Source organism: Desertibacillus haloalkaliphilus, from assembly GCF_019039105.1.
In the GTDB taxonomy this organism is placed as follows: Bacteria; Bacillota; Bacilli; order Bacillales; family KJ1-10-99; genus Desertibacillus; species Desertibacillus haloalkaliphilus.
This window is the reverse complement of the sequence record NZ_JAHPIV010000016.1, coordinates 25,089-43,481: the sequence shown is the minus strand read 5'-3', so window position 1 is coordinate 43,481 and position 18,393 is coordinate 25,089. Positions and strand designations below refer to the sequence as shown.

Here is an 18,393-nt window from a genome sequence, read left to right as displayed (position 1 = left end):
ACGGGAAGAAAATATGCTATAGTTAATAAAGTACAATATGTGTGTTTAATTTAGAAGTAAGCTCGCTCATTGATTAGTATAAAGGGAGGGTAAAAATTGATAGAGCAAGTGTTTAGTAATTTTAGTTTTCGAGCGATATGGACCCCTGAATTAATTGTGATCCTACTATTGGTTGCTGGTCTTTATTTTGCTCTTGTTGAAAAATGGCGCCATCGTTTTCAAGATGGAGCCCCTGTAAGTGCTAAGCAAAAAGTATACTTTTTACTTGGACTTATTGCTTTGTATATTGGATGGGGAGGACCGCTATATACGATTGGTCATATTATGATCACGTTTCATATGACACAAATGGTGTTTGCATATTTTATTGCAGTTCCACTATTTATTTTAGGGACTCCGAAATGGTTTTTAGTAGCGATGATCCAACGCTTCCGCACCCCTGCGACAGAAAGGATAGCGAAAATCATTTTCAGTCCAATTATAGGAGTGCTTTTATTTAATGGACTGTTTTCGATCTATCATGTCCCATTTATGTTTGATTCTTTAATGCAGTCTGTTTTTCTACACAGTGTTTATCAGTTCTTACTGCTTGGGGCTTCAACCTTAATGTGGTGGCACATGATTGCACCGTTACCAAACAAAGCTCTATTATCTGACTTACGTCGAATCGGTTATATCTTTGCAAATGGGATTTTAATTACGCCTGCGTGTGCACTTATTATTTTTGCTGGAGAACCTCTCTATGCAACATATACCGATCCAAACGTATGGGGAACAGTGATGTCTTATTGTTTACCACCAGGGGCAGACATTCCTTATCATTTATTTAGTGGACCTGAGGCATTTAGTCAATTAGACACGCGTATGGACCAGCAATTAGCTGGAGTCTTAATGAAAATTATGCAGGAAGTAACATATGGCTTTACGATTGGCTACGTCTTTAAGCAATGGTTAGCAAAAGAGAAAGTGAAGTCAAAAGGCGAACTTACGATAAGTGACATACCTGTTTCAGAAGACGGTGCAAAGTAAAAAGCAGCTTAAAAGTGGAGGTGGAAAAGGGATGAATAAACACCGTGTGAAACATGTTGTGTTGTTGCTGGTCTTATTGTTTGTCGGTAGCTTAGCTGGTTGTGGCTGGTTATATCAAACCGGGTCGGGCTCTCAAGAAACGAGTGACATCTCATCACTTGAGCTTGAAGTTCCGGAATTTGAGTTTACCAATCAGGATGGTGATCCATTTGGTAGTAGCGACTTAGAAGGAAACGTATGGATGGCTAATATGATCTTTACGAATTGTCCAACTGTATGTAATACGATGACACCAAATATGATGATTTTACAACAAGAGCTGGCCGATCAAGGTATTGATATTGAGATCGTGTCATTTACGGTTGATCCTGATTTTGATGACCCAGAGCAACTAACAACATATGGAAAAAATTATGGCGTTGATTTTGCCAATTGGCATTTCTTAACGGGGTATTCAGATGAAGAAATTACAGAGTTTGCTGAAGAGGCGTTTCAATCACTAGTGATGCCGGTCCCTGATGAAAATGACATCATTCATGGGACAAGTTTTTTCCTCGTTGATGACGATTTACAAGTGATCCATCGATTTAACGGGCTAGAGATTGATATTCCATTAATTACTGAGCAAATTAAAGCGGTTCTTGCTGAAAAAAATGAATAAAAAATCCAAGGGGAGTAATGGAAGATGAAGAGATTCAGTAGTATATTATTTTTGCTCATGAGTGTATTTTTAGCTGCATGTTCACAACCAGAGGAAGAGGCGGCAGTACCATGTGAGAATACGCTAGCACCGCTTGAAGTTGATTTTAGTTGGATCACTGAGGAGGCTGACGTCGTAGATGAGGCAGAACCTGTTTCTTTACAAGCTATAGTTTCTCATGATAACATTCCGATTGACGATGCCTATGAAGTCGTTTTTGAAATTTGGGAGCATGCTAATGGAGAATACCATCACATCGAGGATGCCAAAAATCAAGGAGATGGCCTTTATGCGTTAGATTGGACGTTTGAAGACGAGGGCGTATATTACGTCTATTACCATGTAACGGCATGTGACCAGCATCGCATGGAAAAGAGCCAATTGGTTGTTGGTGATGTTGATGTTGATGAAATTACATCGGTTCCAGATGATGTTGAATTATTGGAGCGCATGGACCATGGCGCACACTAAACCCTAAGACTAGGGGAAGTGAGAGGTGAGAAGTAGAGTGAAGAAGTCAATGTATAAAAAGATTATTTTGGCTATGACATTGATGGCGTTTCTAGCCGTGATATCCGCTTGTAATCAAGATGACGCTACAGACTTTACGCTAGTGAATGAGTATGGTGAGGACGTATCACTAACCGATAAAGAGCGTGCCACAGTTTTGTTTCATTTCACTGAAATTGGCTGAGGGATTTGTCAAGCGCAGCTAGTTGAGCTGCAGGAGAATTTCCATCTATTGGAGGATATCGACGCTGATATTTATGCGATTAGTGTTGATTCTGCAAGTAATCATCTCAGATTAAAAGAAGCAGGTGAATTTACATTCTCGTTCTTATCCGATCCTGAATTTGTTGTCATTGAAGAAGCGGATATGAGAAATGAAAGTGTCTCTCATCGTGGCTTTAGTATCATTGATGGTAATGGTGAAGTCGTTTATTCACATATCAATGATTTCTTTGGAGATCAAATTGAGGAAACGGTTGAAATCATTAAAGAACAATTCTAATAATGATGAGAAGAAAGGGCAGTCTTTAGAAGGTGATGTTCAACCTTTAAAGACTGCCCCTTTCTTTTAAAGGATGTTCAAAATGCAACAGGACGTTGCGATTTTAGCCGACCAGCTCTTTTGGTTCTCTTTTTTGAATACGCACGTTAAAAGAATAACAAAACAATAATCAAGGCAACGACCATCAAGCCATATAGCCAGTAAGCAATTTTTTTGTGCTTTTCTTGTACCTTGGTAGAGCGTGAAATATAAACAATCTTAAAAATAAAATAAACGATAAAAATTAGAAATGCTAATGTGAAAAAGTCCACGACGTTCGTTCCCTTCGTTCATTAATCCTCTTCTCTTTCAATGCCTTCAACAATCATTTCAATTTCAGTTTCAAAGTTTAATAAAAGTGGTGCAGGTAACTCTTCCTCGATTTCAGCAATTAATGGCAATTGAAATGCTTGTTCGAGTGTTTTCGGTTTGGATGGTAATTGCTTATACCACTCTTTAATTTCAGCAGTCATAATATAAAATAAACGTTCAAAAATATCAGCATCTTCTCCTGAGTCATCAATCGAACTCGACTGCATAGCTTGCCACTGCTTCAGCATCTTATCTTTTGTATTCTTAATTTCCTCCTCCAATCATGTCACCACCTTATATGAATGTATGTCTTCTTTTAGTTTAGCATGTGGTTCAAAAAAGTTCATCGATGATTTTCGTAGAGAAGTTATTTAAATTAGTATTTTATAATAGGTCTTTTTTGTTAAAACGCTTTCATTTAAAGAAGATTTATTTTTTTCAGAAAATATATTGTTTTTCTAATAAAGTGATAGTAAAATAATTTCATCTTAAAAACAGCGAAGGATGGTACATATGGTTACGTTTTTATTTTCATTACTTTTACTCTTTTTTGGATATGCCTTTTACTCTAAATTTGTAGAGCGTGTATTTATCATTGATGACAATCGACCGACGCCTGCGAATACGAAAAATGATGGTATGGATTTTATGCCGATAAGCTGGATAAAAGGTAGTTTAATTCAATTATTAAATATAGCGGGGTTAGGGCCAATTTTTGGGGCGATTTTAGGTGCGTTGTATGGACCAGTAGCGTTTATTTGGATCGTTATTGGAGCCATCTTTGCCGGCGCCGTCCATGATTATTTTTCAGGAATGCTATCAGTTAGACATAACGGTGAGCAGTATCCATCAATCGTTGGACGCTACCTAGGCAAGCCAATGAAAGTGATTATAAATCTAGTTTCAATCGTACTGATGATTTTAGTAGCTGCAGCATTTACGGCAGGACCCGCCGAACTGTTAGCTGAAGTGACATCTTTAAGTTTTATGAATGCTTTATTTATTATTTTTGCTTATTTTTTACTTGCGGCGTTATTACCGATTAACAAAGTGATCGGTAGAATTTATCCAATTTTCGGTGGTGTCTTAATATTTATGGCAACAGCGATTGGAATTGGTCTTCTGTTTCAAGATCAGCCGATTCCAAATCTGACACTGGATAATTTACACCCTGAAGAGATTCCAATTTGGCCGCTATTAATGGTGACGATTTCCTGTGGTGCGATCTCTGGGTTTCATGCAACACAAAGTCCGGTCATCGCGCGCACACTTAAGAAAGAGTCGGATGGTCGTAAGGTCTTTTATGGCGCAATGATTGGTGAAGCAGTGATCGCAATGATATGGGCAGCCGCTGCGATGACGTTCTTTGCTGGGACAGGCGGATTAGGTGAGGCGTTAGCATCAGGCGGCCCTGCAGGTGTTGTTAATGAAATTTCAACATCGATGTTAGGTGTTTTAGGTGGAATTTTAGCCATATTAGGAGTGATTATTTTACCGATAACCACCGGTGATACAGCGCTACGTTCATCACGGATGATGCTTGTTGAATTGCTACAGGTTGTGACGAAGAAAGAAAGTAAAGGGTTTAAAATGTTAATGGCAATCCCTGTGGTCATTCCAACCTTTTATTTAGCACAAATTGATTATTCGTTTTTATGGCGTTATGTCGGTTGGACAAATCAAGTGGTAGCAACAGTTATGCTCTGGACAGGGGCTGTGTATTTGCTTAAAAAGGGACGACTGCACTGGATTTGTGGGCTCCCAGCTCTGTTTATGACAGCGGTTTGTGGTACGTATATTTTCTATGCACCTGAAGGGTTTCAGCTTCCTTATCAAACGTCAGTCTTGATTGGTGTAAGTATAACGGTTATCGTACTCGTTTGGTACTTACGTATTATTAGTAAGAACGATAAGAATAAGGAAGAAGAAAGCGATCGAGCTGCATAAAAAGTTGTAAAAACAATAAGCTTTGTCTGTTTAATTTATGATATTTATAGGGAAACGTAGATAACCTCTCTGCATAATTAATGAAGGGAGGTTATTTTTATTTACGGGCAGTAGGTGATGGCTCTTCCACCTAAACCTGTGAAGGCACAATAAAGGATTGCGAAGTTATTAGCCTTTAATGAAAATTTAAACAAAAAATAAAAATACAGTTGCATTTATTTTTATTCATCATTATAATAGACACAACATAAATGATACGTGGAAGAAACGAGGAAGGGGAGCAGATCATGAATGCAGCAATTATTGGAGCAACGGGTTATGGAGGAGCAGACTTAATACGATTATTACACAATCACCCTGAGGTTGAACTTTCATCAGTTCACTCATCATCACAGCAAGGTGTAGCGATGGATGAAAGTTATCCGCATCTACAAGGACTTGCAACGCAGCAGTTAGAAGACATTGATCCAGTTTTAATCGGACAAAAAGCTGATATCGTATTTTTATCAACACCACCTGGGATTTCAAGTGCGATCACACCAAAATTGCTATCAGAAGGCTTAAAAGTTATTGATTTATCTGGTGATCTGCGTTTAAAAGATTCATCTTTATACGAAACGTGGTATAAAGAAACACCAGCAACAGAAGAGGTCCTGAATAAGGCGGTCTATGGTTTAACCGAATGGGCGAAGGAATCTGTCAAAGGTGCCGAGCTGATTTCAAATCCAGGATGTTATCCTACAGCTACTCTATTGGGCTTAGCACCACTCGTTCAAGAAAAGTTAGTTGAACCTGATTCAATTATTATAGATGCTAAATCTGGGGTGACAGGGGCAGGGCGCTCTCCTTCAGCAGTCACACACTTTAGTGAAATGAACGATAATTTTAAGATTTACAAAGTAAATCAACATAAGCATATCCCAGAAATTGAGCAGGGGTTGAAGGCTTGGGATGAGTCGTGTTCGACGGTGACCTTTAGTACTCATCTTGTTCCAATGACTCGAGGAATTATGGCTACGATCTACGGTAAAGCAACAAAGCCGATCACTGAACAGCAACTGCGAAAGCTGTTTGAGGAGAAGTATCAAGGTTCACCGTTTGTACGTATTCGTAAAGAAGGTCAATTCCCTTCTACGAAAGAAGTGTACGGATCAAACTATTGTGACATCGGTGTCACTTATGATGAACGAACAGGACGAATTACCGTCGTATCAGTGATTGATAACTTAATGAAGGGCGCTGCAGGTCAAGCGGTACAAAACTTAAACGTTATGATTGGTGCTGAGGAAAAGGCAGGTCTTGATTTTACACCGATCTTTCCTTAAAGAGTTTGTTTTTCCCTAGCAGGCGCACAGCGAGTGGAGCCATTGCAAAACACTTTTTAAACACGTTCTTAATAGAGAACTTTTTCAAAAAAACTTGAGGTGAATAAACATGAATTCAGTAACAGAGCAGTTAAAGGCGCAACCGGTTGATGGCGGTAGCATCATTACCCCAAGAGGGTTTTCAGCAACAGGAGTTTATACAGGTGTTAAACGTAAGCGCCTTGATTTAGGAGCAATCCTTTGTGAAGTTCCAGCGAGCAGCGCAGCTGTGTATACGTTAAATAAGATTCAAGCTGCACCATTACAAGTGACAAAAGAAAGTATTGCCAAGGAAGGAAAACTCCGTGCCATTATTGTGAACAGTGGCAATGCGAATGCATGTACCGGAAAGCGTGGAGAAGAGGATGCCTACGCGATGAGAAAACAAGGTGCAGATGTATTCTCACTACCAGAACATCACGTTGCAGTCACTTCGACTGGTGTAATTGGTGAATTTATGCCAATGGAAAAAATTAGTAATGGGATTACACAACTAAAACCAGAATCAAGTTTTGAAGCTGCTGACCAGTTTAATGAAGCAATTTTGACAACAGATACGGTGAAAAAACATGCATGTTATAAAACGAAAATTAACAATCAGGAAGTGCATATCGGCGGTGTTGCTAAAGGGTCAGGGATGATTCACCCCAACATGGCAACGATGCTTGGATTTATCACAACAGATGCAATGATTGAACCTGAATGGCTTCAAGTTGCACTCTCAGAGGTGACAGATCAAACGTTTAATCGTATTACGGTTGATGGAGACACATCAACGAATGATATGGTCGTCGTGATGGCAAGCGGTTTAGCTGAGAATGAACCATTGACAAAGGACCATCCTGATTGGGATAAATTTGTTTATGCGTTAAAAAAGACAAGTGAAGAGCTTTCAAAAAAAATCGCTCGTGATGGCGAAGGGGCAACAAAGCTAATAGAAGTCCAAGTGAATGGTGCAAAAGACGATGAGGAGGCTGGGAAAGTAGCTAAACAAATCGTTGGTTCAGATTTAGTGAAGTCAGCAATCTATGGAACGGATGCAAACTGGGGTCGAATCATTTGTGCGATCGGATATAGTGGGGCTGAAATTAATCCCGAGACAATTGACATCTCACTCGGTTCCATTCAAACGTTAAAAGACAGTCAACCGACTGAATTTTCTGAAGTAGAGGCGACAGCGTACTTGCAGGAAGATACGATTGTAATTTCAGTTGACCTTCATGTTGCTGATGGATTTGGTAAAGCATGGGGTTGTGATTTAACGTACGATTATGTCCGCATTAATGCTGGTTATAGAACGTAAATGTAAAAATAGAAAGGAAGAGAATCATGAGTGAAATCGTCGTTGTCAAATGTGGAGGAAGTACGATTGCGGAACTTTCAAATGACTTTTTCTTAAGTATTAAAGCATTACAAAATGCGGGGAAATCGCCAATTATCGTCCACGGTGGTGGCCCAGAAATTAATAAAATGTTAACAAAGCTGGAAATTGAGAGTGAATTCATTAATGGTTTGAGAAAAACGACGGAAGATGTATTGGATACAGCGGAAATGGTGCTTTGTGGGAAAGTGAATAAACGCTTAGTCTCGAAGTTCCAAGCGGTTGGCTTAAACAGTGTTGGACTTTCTGGCTGTGATGGAAAACTCCTAAAAGCAGAACCTTTAGATAAAGAAAATCTTGGCTTTGTAGGAGAGGCCGTAAATGTTAATGCTGATTTACTAGAACAGATGATAGAAAATAAGATTATTCCAGTGATTGCACCGATCGGCTATGGAGACGATGGTGAACGTTATAATATTAACGCAGATAGTGCAGCAGGCGCTGTTGCTGATGGCGTAGGTGCTTCTGAGCTAGTGTTTGTCACCGATGTTCCAGGAATTTTAGATGACGGCCAATTACTAGAGCAAGTCACAATTTCTGAGGTTGAGAACATGATAGAGAACGGTACGATATACGGTGGGATGATACCGAAAGTGACAGCTGCGATTAAAAGCTTACAAGGAAACATTCATGCAGTAATGATTATTAATGGAAAAGGTTCAACACTCGACCAGCAAGGAGAGATCGTTGGAACAAAGCTCACAAAAGGCAAAGTAACTACTCAAGTATAACAAGAATAAAATGTTTAGATTATGGAGGTGTCACAAGCGATGAGTTCCTTATTTCCAACCTATGCAAGATGGGAAATAGCAGTTGAAGAAGCAAATGGCTCTACAATTATTGATAAAAACGGCAAAGAGTATCTTGATTTTATTTCAGGGATCGCCGTTTGTAACCTCGGTCATTGTCATCCAAAAGTGACAACAGCTGTACAAGAGCAATTAAAAAAGGTTTGGCACGTCTCGAATTTGTTTGAAATCGAAGGGCAAGAACGAGTCGCTGCGCTATTAACGGAGCATTCGAGTGGAGATTACGTATTCTTCTGTAATAGTGGAGCGGAAGCAAATGAGGCGGCAATAAAACTAGCAAGAAAATATACAGGAAAACATAAGATTATTAGTTTTCAACAATCGTTTCATGGACGCACATTTGGTAGCATGGCAGCAACAGGACAAGAAAAAATTCATCAAGGCTTTGGGCCGATGTTAGCAGGATTTGAATATCTACCATACAATGATCTAGCGACTTTTGAAGAGACCATTCATGAAGATGTCGCAGCCGTTATGGTTGAAGTGATACAAGGAGAGGGTGGCGTAAACCCTGGGCAAGTTGATTTTATACAAGGGATCTCAAGCCTTTGTAAGCAAAAAGGCATCCTTTTAATTGTCGATGAAGTGCAAACAGGGATCGGTCGAACAGGAGAAACCTTTGCTTATAAGCATTATGGTATAGATCCTGATATGATTACGGTTGCCAAAGGATTAGGGAACGGTTTTCCAGTCGGTGCATTAATCGGCAAGGAGTTTTTAAAAGAATCGTTTGGACCCGGATCACACGGTTCAACGTTTGGTGGCAACCCACTGGCGATGGCAGCTGCAGAAGCTACATTAACGGAAGTTTTTAGTGATGAGTGCTTGCAGCAGGTAAAAGAATTAGGTGATTATTTACTTACGAAACTTAAAGAAGAATTGTCTGATTGTCTAGAAGTTGAAGACGTTCGTGGCAAAGGGCTGATGGTAGGTATCGCTTGTAAAGAAGATGTCGGTGTAAAAGTAAAGAGATTACGAGAAAAAGGGTTACTCGTATTAGTGGCTGGGCCTAAAGTGATTCGATTATTGCCTGCGTTTACGGTCAAAAAAGAGCAAATTGACGAAGCTGTCGCTTTGATAGTAAGTGAATGTAGAAATTAACTTCTTTTTTTAAATATAAATGAATAAAAATACTACTAATGATATAATTATACGATGCGGAATGAACAACAGGGAGGGTTAACGATGAAAGGATACCTCGTCTTATCAACAGGTGAAACATTTGAAGGTGAATGGCTTGGTGGAGAGGAAGAAGTGTACGGTGAAGTTGTTTTCTTTACGGGAATGACAGGGTACCAAGAAGTGATTACAGACCCATCATTTAAAGGGCAAATTGTCGTCTTCACATACCCACTAATCGGAAATTACGGTATAAATGAGGCTGATAATGAAAGCATAAAACCACAAGTCTCAGGTGTCGTTATGAGTGAGTGCAGTGATGATGGCTTTCATTATGAATCAAAAATAACTCTTGCCGATCATTGTAAAAAACAACATGTGCCGATGCTTGTTGGCATTGATACGCGTGCCGTTGTTAAAAGAATACGTGAATTAGGGGATATGGGAGCGATCATCACGAACGATTTAACAAACATTGATTTTGCAACAAAAAAGCCAATTGGAACACGTGACCTTGTAAAAGAAGTGTCCACGACGACAATTGAGACGTTCGGTGAAGGTGAACATCATGTAGTCCTCATCGATTATGGATATAAACGTTCGATAGTTGATGCTCTCGTTAAATACGGATGCAAAGTAACTGTTGTTCCATACAATACAGACATTGACACCATTCATGAATTGTCGCCTGACGGTATTCTTTTATCAAACGGTCCTGGCAATCCAAAGCAAATGGAAGCTTACTTAGATGATATTAAGCAACTAGCTTCCAGCTATCCAACGATGGGGATTTGCCTCGGTCATCAATTATTGGCACTCGCGTTTGGTGGCGATACAGAAAAGCTCCGTTTTGGTCATCGTGGAGCGAATCAACCTGTACAGGACCTTGTGAGTAAACAAGTGTATATGACATCACAAAATCATAGCTATGTCGTGAGAGAACACGGCATTGAAAAAACAGGGTTTGATGTTCGCTATCGAAATATTAATGACGGTTCTGTCGAAGGTTTGGTTCATTCTTGTCTTCCGATTACATCAATTCAATTCCACCCTGAGGCACACCCAGGTCCAAGTGACAGTGAAACAATCTTTTTAAACTTTGTAGCAGAAATGAACAGCAAGAGGAGAGAAAAAGTCTATGCCTAAACAACCATCCATTTCAACAGTATTAGTCATCGGTTCAGGGCCGATTGTCATCGGGCAAGCAGCAGAATTTGACTATGCAGGCACACAAGCATGTTTAGCCTTAAAAGAAGAAGGAATTAAAGTTATTCTTGTTAACAATAATCCTGCTACAGTCATGACGGATGAAGCATGTGCGGATGTGGTCTATTTTGAACCGTTGACGGTTGATAGTATTGAGAAAATTATTCAAAAAGAGAAGCCAGACGGTTTATTAGCAACGCTAGGTGGCCAAACAGGCCTAAACTTGGCGTTAGCGTTACATAAACAAGGGATCCTAGAAAAATATGATGTTGATTTATTAGGAACTCCGATTGAATCGATCATTAAGGGAGAAGATCGTGAAGAATTTCGTGCATTGATGCATGATTTAAACGAACCTGTACCTGAAAGTGAGATTATTGAAACGGTAGAAGCTGCAGTTGCTTTTGCGAATCAGGTTGGCTATCCCATTATTGTTCGTCCAGCTTATACACTTGGTGGTGGAGGCGGTGGGATCGTCCACAATGAAGAGGAGCTTCGCTATATCGTTGCCGGTGGCCTAGACGCAAGTCCAATAACACAATGTTTAATTGAAAAGAGTATAGCTGGTTTTAAAGAAATAGAATACGAGGTTATGCGTGATGAAAATGATACGTGTATTACCGTCTGTAATATGGAAAATATTGACCCAGTTGGGGTGCATACAGGTGACTCGATTGTTGTAGCCCCTTCCCAAACACTAACAGATGTTGAATACCAAATGTTACGCTCGGTATCTGTGAAGATTATCCGTGCGCTTGGAATTGTCGGAGGCTGTAATATTCAATTCGCTCTCGATCCAAACAGCAAGCAGTATTACTTAATTGAAGTGAATCCACGCGTGAGTCGCTCATCAGCATTAGCATCGAAAGCAACGGGGTACCCGATTGCAAGGATGGCTGCAAAATTAAGCTTAGGCTACCATTTACATGAATTGTTGAACCCTGTGACCGGTCATACGTATGCAAGCTTTGAACCTGCTCTTGATTATGTTGTTGTAAAGTTCCCACGTTGGCCGTTTGATAAATTTGTTCATGCTAACCGCCAGCTTGGCACACAAATGAAGGCGACTGGTGAAGTAATGGCGATTGAGCGAAACTTAGAAAGTGGCTTTCAAAAAGCGATTCGCTCCCTTGAAATTAAGACCAATGGTTTGATGCTACCTGCATTATCTGATTGGGATGAGCAGCAATTATGGGATGTTATTGTAAACCCTGATGATCGTCGCTTCTTTGCCATTTTAGAACTCATTCGTCGTGAGGTAGATATTCAAGACATTCATAATCGTACTCGAATCGATCTATTCTTTTTAAGTAGTTGGAAAAAGTTGATAGGGCTTGAGAAACTAGCGAAAGCTCGTCAACTAGCTAGCATTTCGACAGACGAACTCTATCAACTGAAGGTACACGGATTTTCTGATCAGTGGTTAGCTGAATCTTGGGGCGAGAGTCTCGAAGCAGTTCGTCAAAAACGTAAAGCGGCCAACATTGTTCCATCTTATAAAATGGTGGATACATGTGCCGGTGAATTCTCATCATCAACAGCTTATTTCTATTCAAGCTGGAGAGGCGAACACGATGTTGATGTATCATCAAGTAAAAAGAAGATATTGATTGTTGGCTCTGGCCCGATACGGATCGGTCAAGGGATTGAGTTTGATTATTGCTCTGTTCATGGTGCGATTAGTTTAAAAAAGATGGGTTACGAAGCAATTATTATGAACAACAATCCTGAAACAGTAAGTACGGATTATGAAATGGCTGATCGCCTTTACTTTGAACCATTAACGATTGAAGATGTTTTAAATGTAGTAGAGCTTGAACAAGTTGAAGGTGTTATCGTTCAGGTAGGTGGACAAACGGCGATCTCATTAGTCGAAGGATTAGAGAAGGCTGGTGTGACCATCTATGGAACGACGAATGACACGATTGATCAGCTAGAAGACCGCGCTAGATTCTATCAGTTTATGAACAAAGTAGATGTTCCTCACATCCCTGGAGTGACGGCTTATGATGAAAATGAACTAATTGAAAAAGCCGAAGAGATTGGTTTCCCGGTTTTACTCCGACCTTCGTACGTCATTGGTGGTCAAGGCATGGTGATTCATTCGACAAAACAGGAGTTACTTGATTACATCCATGATAAAGAACAGACAGTTATGTATCCTATTTTGATCGATGCCTATTTACCGGGAACTGAAATCGAAGTCGATGCCCTAACGGATGGAACCGATATTCTAATTCCGGGAATGTTTGAACATGTTGAAAAAGCGGGTGTTCATTCTGGGGATAGCATGGCAATTACACCACCCGTGTCATTAACAGACGACGTAAAAGAACTTGTATGTACGTATACAAAACAAATTGCTGAAGGCATGGATTTTAAGGGGATCTTCAATATTCAATTTGTTTATCATGAAGAAACGTTGTATGTGATCGAAATTAACCCACGTGCATCACGTACGGTACCGATTTTAAGTAAAATTACCGGCATTCAAATGATTGATTACACGATCCAATTGTTGCTAGGTAAGAAGTTAAAAGAGATCACAACGCAAGTGGGGTATGCAAAAGAAACACCTTATTATACGGTAAAAGCGCCAATCTTCTCTCATGCAAAACTACCAGGGTTAGACCCGTTGCTTGAAGCAGAAATGAAGTCAACTGGAGAATTGATTAGTATCGGTCATCGTCATGAAGAAGCCTTGAAAAAAGCATTTGCCTGGAGTGAAGGACAAATCCCAGCGCTTTATCAGCAAGAAGGCATGGTTTTCTGTGATGTAGTAGATGAAGAATGGGAGGCCTTTGTACCAAGTGCAAAACGATTAATCGAGTTAGGGTTTACACTTGTTGCCGAACAGGAAAAGAAACTTGATGGGAATAATGAAGTCAAAGCTGTTTCATCGTTTGATTCCATTGTAGAAGAAAGTGACGCACTTGCGCTAATAAGTATTCCGAAAAAAGGTCATCGTACCGGTAGCACTAAGCGACAACTTGCACTTAAAAACCGTTTAACGGTTATAACCGAGCTATCGACATTAGAAAAAATGTTAGCAAGTTTAACAGTTGAAGACGCAGGCGTGAAGTCTATCCAAGAGTGGTTAGGAAATGTTAATGAATCGATAAGTAGTTAAGGGGTGTAAGATGATGTTAGAAGAAAAGTCCGTTGATACGAGTCAATTAAAGGGAAGAGATTTTTTAACATTGCTAGATTATTCATCAGATGAAATCTTGTATTTACTAGATTCAGCGATGAAACTAAAGCAAGCGCAACAACAGGGAGAGTGCCCGAAGGTTTTAGCAGGGAAATCATTAGGGATGCTCTTTGAGAATGCATCAACAAGAACGCGAGTTTCTTTTGAAGTGGGAATGACGCAATTAGGAGGTCATGCGCTCTTTTTAAGCCCACGTGATTTGCAAATTGGACGTGGAGAACCGATCTCTGACACGGCGAAGGTGCTCTCAAGATACCTTGATGGAATCATGATTCGCACAAACAGTGATGAAAAGGTGGCAGAGCTTGCACGTCATGCTGATATCCCTGTGATTAATGCTTTGACAGATAATTATCACCCGTGTCAAGCGCTAGCTGATTTATTAACGATTTATGAGCAAAAAGGCGATTATACGAAGCTAAAAACAGCTTATGTTGGTGATGGTAATAATGTTGCTCATTCATTACTGATCGGTGCGGCAAAGGTTGGAATGGACATTACGATTGCAACGCCAAAAGGATATGAAGCCAATCCAGAATTTGTTAACAAGGCAATCGAGATTGGAAAAGAGACTGGGGCACTCGTTAAGGTTACTAATGATCCAGTTGAAGCAGTGAAGGGTGCCGATGCCATTTATACTGATGTGTGGGCGAGCATGGGCTTTGAAGAGGAGCAGAAAAAACGCGAACAAGCCTTTTCAGGTTTTCAAGTGAATCAACAACTAACAGCACACGCAAAAGATGATTATATCTTTTTACATTGCTTACCAGCTCATCGTGATGAAGAAGTGACTGCAGAAGTCATTGATGGAAAGCATTCATGTATCATTGATGAAGCTGAAAATCGACTACATGTGCAAAAAGCGGTCATGATCGCATTAATGGCATAAAAATGGGGGGGCTTCTAAAGGGCTAATGGCTAGCCTTGAGGAGCCCTTAACTAATGATCTCATGAAAAATAGAGTGAGGTGGTCCTTTTTCGCATTAGTAGTTATGATGGCATAAGTAATAAAAAGCTTCCCGTTTATATTGACGGGAAGCTTTTTATTGAACACAGAATGTTCACAGGTATTGACAAAATCTTCGTTGATGTGTGATCAAATTTACAGAATAGAGCAGGATGATCACATAAAATAAGAGTTGTAAAGAAAGCATTTTGCTGTTCTGAGCAAGCAGCAAAAATCAAACCTCATAAAATGTTTTGTTGCCCTGAGCAAGCAACAAAAGTAAACTCTGAATTAATACCAAGTACTTGAAGTTTTATGTATGAATGGGAGCCGAAAGAAAAGGCTAGCATGTAAGCAGTGGTAGCCTTTTCTCGGACCATATTAACTAATGTAATCTTTTAATTCTTCTATACTATGAATAGTAATATATCCTTGTTGCATACTCAAGACATGATGACGTTTTAATTTATTAATTAAGCGATTTACACTTTCTCGGGTAGCACCAAAGAAACTTCCTAATTCTTCGTGGGTTAGCTTTAAGTTAATTTTTAATCCAGTGCTAGTCTCCACTCCATACTCATCCGAAAGTCTTAACAATGTCGCAGCTAATGACTCTAGTTTACCATATAATGCGACATCGCGTAAGGTTGATTGAGAAATTCTTAGTCGTTCAGACATGATTCTGAAGATCGCTAATGATAATTCTGGATGATCCTTCAAAAAGTTTTCAATTTCTGATACAAGAATATAAGAAACGACGCCATTTTCGATGGCTGTTGCTGTTGCAGGGTACGTATTTCCAGGCTGTGTGAATAGCGATACTTCTGCAAAGATCTCTCCAGGTTGACGAATCGTTAAAACAATTTCTTTGCCATCTGGTGTTCCTTTGCTGATCCTCACTTTTCCTTCATTAACAAAAAAAACAGCTTCCGCAATTTCATGTTCGTGAAAAATAACTTCACCTTTTTTAATTGTTCTATGCATGATGATCTTATGAAGGTGCTCTTTTTGATGCTTAGGTAATTCGGAGAAAAGTGGGATATGATTAACAAATTCCTTAACGGTCATAACTATCACCTTTTTAACTGAACTTTTATTTTCATTCTTTTTATTGTAAGTGTATCACCATAGTCGTAAAAAAACCGTGATATTTTTCACAGCTTAATCACATTTGATCGGTTACAGTGATCCAAAAGGAAGTGATGTTATGACTTTAATAGATCGATATAACCGAATTCATGATTACTTAAGAATCTCGGTTACAGATCGTTGTAATCTTCATTGTCACTATTGTGTACCAAATGGTGTTCATGATTGTACGAGTTTTGATCGTCTTTTAAGTGACGAAGAAATCGTTCAGATTGTCAAGGTAGGGGCAGAACTCGGGATTCGAAAGCTTCGGCTTACGGGAGGCGAGCCACTTGTTAGAAAAGAACTTCCGCAACTCATCGCAACATTAAATGAAATTGATGGTATAGAAGATATCGCGTTAACAACAAATGGTATTTTTCTTCCTCGGTATGCAGAAGAGTTAAAGCAAGCAGGGCTTACCCGTTTAAATATAAGCTTAGATTCTTTAGATGAGCAAAAATATAAAATGATTACGCGAAATGGGAAATTAAAGGATGTATTTTCAGGCATTGAGCGTGCATTAGCATTAGGCTTTAACCCTATTAAGATAAATGTTGTTTTAATGCGTGATTATAATATTGATGAAATTGAAAAGTTCCTTCGCTGGACGCTAAATGAAAAGCTGCAGGTTCGGTTTATTGAGTATATGCCGATTGGTGATGAGCAATCATCATGGTCGAAGCAATACCAATCGCTCTCAATTGTTGAGGAAGTAGCATCAGGTATTGGGGCGTACCGTGAAAAAGATAAGGAAAAATTCTCAGGGCCCGCTAACGTATTTTCGTTTACGGGGGCAAAAGGAAGTTTTGGATTAATCCACCCGATTTCTAATGACTTTTGTAAATCATGTAATCGACTTCGATTAACGGCGGACGGCTACCTAAAGTCTTGTTTGTTTTGGGAACAAGAACTTGCGGTCAAATCGATCGCTCATTCACGAGAGAAGCTTGTAGAAGCGTATCATCAGGCGATGATAGTAAAGCCAGAAAATCATGAGATGGGAAAACAAGCCTATCAGAAAGGCATACCGACACATCGTAATATGTCAGCAATTGGTGGCTAATCAAGGTGTGACAAAAACCGCTGGTGCTTGCGGTTTTAAAACAAATTTTTTAAAAGAATGATTGAAACGTGATTTAATTCACAGACCATCACCTTCTAGATGGATTACAATACATTTGAATTGATCTTTTGATCTATTTAAATTCTCCCCTGTACGACTTTTTTGAAGGCTGTCAATGAACATTCATTGTCAGCCCCTTTTTTATATTTGGCATGAGTCATGATAAAGCCTCTCAATCTTATGAGAAGTTAGCATTGAAAAGAAGTACTTGCTATATTACTTAAGCATAATGTCAGATTTCAAACTATATCTTAACAAAGAAAGTCGCCATTCAATAAGCTGAATAACTATTGAAAATATTTTTAGGTATAACAAGGACAGATAAAATCCTTGTTCTTTTTTTTGGCTTATTTGTGACGAGAAAAATTTAAGCTGTTTTGCTAACCTAAGGAGTAAAACCCCTTCTATGAGAGGGTTTTACGTCGTTTGATGTTGACGAGGACCTTCCGTTTTAGATTCCTAATTTTGTATAGTTTGTGAAGAAAAGTTTATTTGTGATCTTAGTCACGCCATTTATAGCAAGATAGTAATACTATCGTAACTGAGGGGTGCGAATCACTTGCAATCCTTAAGCTATGAGGGGATTTTTACACACAAAGGAGGGTGGTCTTATGAAGAATGGTATTATGATCTTTTTAATTGGCTTTATTGTTGCATTTGTGGGTGGATACTTCATCTATCAAGGTGATTCGACTGCAAGTGTTGATGTTGAACAAACAGATCCAGATGTAACTGATGAGAAAACCATTGAGGAAGATGTTGCAACAGATACTGAGCCTACAACGGTATCCGCTGAGGCTCGTGTTATTAGTGACCAGGGTTGCTTGGCATGTCATGCTGTATCAAGTTTAGATTTAGATGGTGCTTCAACTGGTCCGGATCTATCTGATGCGTATAACATTACGCCAGGTAAACACGGCAAAGAGTTAGATGAGTTTTTACAAGAACCAACATCAGCCGTGATGACAACTGTGATTGATGGCAATCCGTTATCTGATGAGGATCGAGTAGCGATTGTTGAAGCATTAAGAAAGGCAGCAGACCAATAAAATAGGAGGTGTTGT

The 18,393-nt window shown here is 39.4% G+C and carries 17 protein-coding genes; 15 read left to right on the top strand and 2 right to left on the bottom strand.

All coding sequences use genetic code 11. The features are described 5' to 3' along the window. The first annotated feature begins 96 nt into the window (after nt 1–96). Genes ctaG through KH400_RS17165 form a run of 5 tightly spaced genes read left to right on the top strand, consistent with a single transcriptional unit; the run spans nt 97 to nt 2,741 of the window. Nucleotides 97–1,029: a cytochrome c oxidase assembly factor CtaG gene (ctaG, locus tag KH400_RS17185; protein ID WP_246589783.1), complete on the top strand. Its 933-nt coding sequence runs from the start codon at nt 97–99 to the stop codon at nt 1,027–1,029. A 31-nt stretch (nt 1,030–1,060) separates the two neighbouring features. Further along, nucleotides 1,061–1,690 (top strand): SCO family protein, encoded by a 630-nt coding sequence (locus tag KH400_RS17180; RefSeq protein ID WP_217226692.1) that lies wholly within the window; start codon nt 1,061–1,063, stop codon nt 1,688–1,690. Between the two features lie 24 nt (nt 1,691–1,714). Then, entirely contained in the window at nt 1,715–2,200 is a 486-nt protein-coding gene (locus tag KH400_RS17175; RefSeq protein ID WP_217226690.1) for a FixH family protein, read from the top strand. A 25-nt stretch (nt 2,201–2,225) separates the two neighbouring features. Further along, a complete protein-coding gene (locus tag KH400_RS17170) occupies nt 2,226–2,423 on the top strand; it encodes a peroxiredoxin family protein (protein ID WP_217226688.1) in 198 nt (65 codons plus the stop codon). A gap of 3 nt (nt 2,424–2,426) precedes the next feature. Next, nucleotides 2,427–2,741: a redoxin domain-containing protein gene (locus KH400_RS17165; RefSeq protein ID WP_217226763.1), complete on the top strand. Its 315-nt coding sequence runs from the start codon at nt 2,427–2,429 to the stop codon at nt 2,739–2,741. A gap of 332 nt (nt 2,742–3,073) precedes the next feature. Here KH400_RS17165 and KH400_RS17160 read toward each other — a convergent pair whose 3' ends face one another. Then, a complete protein-coding gene (locus tag KH400_RS17160; RefSeq protein WP_246589779.1) occupies nt 3,074–3,373 on the bottom strand; it encodes a hypothetical protein in 300 nt (99 codons plus the stop codon). Nucleotides 3,374–3,605: 232 nt separating this feature from the next. Here KH400_RS17160 and KH400_RS17155 point away from each other — a divergent pair, with 232 nt between their 5' ends. The 8 genes from KH400_RS17155 (at nt 3,606) to argF (ending at nt 15,018) form a co-directional block, all read left to right on the top strand. After that, nucleotides 3,606–5,039 carry a carbon starvation CstA family protein gene (locus KH400_RS17155; protein WP_217226686.1) on the top strand — a complete coding sequence of 478 codons (1,434 nt, stop codon included), beginning with the start codon at nt 3,606–3,608 and terminating at the stop codon, nt 5,037–5,039. Between the two features lie 287 nt (nt 5,040–5,326). Further along, nucleotides 5,327–6,364 (top strand): N-acetyl-gamma-glutamyl-phosphate reductase, encoded by a 1,038-nt coding sequence (gene argC, locus KH400_RS17150; protein ID WP_217226684.1) that lies wholly within the window; start codon nt 5,327–5,329, stop codon nt 6,362–6,364. 109 nt (nt 6,365–6,473) lie between these two features. Continuing rightward, a complete protein-coding gene (argJ, locus tag KH400_RS17145; RefSeq protein WP_217226682.1) occupies nt 6,474–7,706 on the top strand; it encodes a bifunctional ornithine acetyltransferase/N-acetylglutamate synthase in 1,233 nt (410 codons plus the stop codon). 26 nt (nt 7,707–7,732) lie between these two features. Beyond that, nucleotides 7,733–8,515 carry an acetylglutamate kinase gene (gene argB, locus KH400_RS17140; RefSeq protein WP_217226680.1) on the top strand — a complete coding sequence of 261 codons (783 nt, stop codon included), beginning with the start codon at nt 7,733–7,735 and terminating at the stop codon, nt 8,513–8,515. 39 nt (nt 8,516–8,554) lie between these two features. Further along, nucleotides 8,555–9,694, top strand: a complete 1,140-nt coding sequence (gene argD, locus KH400_RS17135) for an acetylornithine transaminase (RefSeq protein WP_217226678.1) — start codon at nt 8,555–8,557, stop codon at nt 9,692–9,694. 84 nt (nt 9,695–9,778) lie between these two features. Beyond that, on the top strand, nt 9,779–10,858 hold the full coding sequence (locus tag KH400_RS17130; RefSeq protein WP_217226676.1) for a carbamoyl phosphate synthase small subunit: 1,080 nt from the start codon (nt 9,779–9,781) through the stop codon (nt 10,856–10,858). Next, a complete protein-coding gene (gene carB, locus KH400_RS17125; protein ID WP_217226674.1) occupies nt 10,851–14,048 on the top strand; it encodes a carbamoyl-phosphate synthase (glutamine-hydrolyzing) large subunit in 3,198 nt (1,065 codons plus the stop codon). The genes KH400_RS17130 and carB overlap by 8 nt, the downstream gene beginning before the upstream one ends. Before the next feature lie 13 nt (nt 14,049–14,061). Continuing rightward, nucleotides 14,062–15,018 (top strand): ornithine carbamoyltransferase, encoded by a 957-nt coding sequence (gene argF, locus KH400_RS17120; RefSeq protein ID WP_217226759.1) that lies wholly within the window; start codon nt 14,062–14,064, stop codon nt 15,016–15,018. Between the two features lie 438 nt (nt 15,019–15,456). On the opposite strand, the gene KH400_RS17115 is transcribed toward argF, so the two are convergent. Then, nucleotides 15,457–16,143 (bottom strand): Crp/Fnr family transcriptional regulator, encoded by a 687-nt coding sequence (locus KH400_RS17115; RefSeq protein WP_217226672.1) that lies wholly within the window; start codon nt 16,141–16,143, stop codon nt 15,457–15,459. Between the two features lie 139 nt (nt 16,144–16,282). On the opposite strand from KH400_RS17115, the gene moaA reads away from it, so the two are divergent. Next, complete coding sequence (gene moaA / locus KH400_RS17110; RefSeq protein WP_217226670.1) at nt 16,283–17,269, top strand: GTP 3',8-cyclase MoaA; 987 nt, start codon at nt 16,283–16,285, stop codon at nt 17,267–17,269. A gap of 671 nt (nt 17,270–17,940) precedes the next feature. Continuing rightward, the gene (locus KH400_RS17105) at nt 17,941–18,378 is read left to right on the top strand and encodes a cytochrome C (RefSeq protein WP_217226668.1); all 438 of its coding nucleotides are present in this window, start codon (nt 17,941–17,943) and stop codon (nt 18,376–18,378) included. The last annotated feature ends 15 nt before the right edge of the window (nt 18,379–18,393 follow it).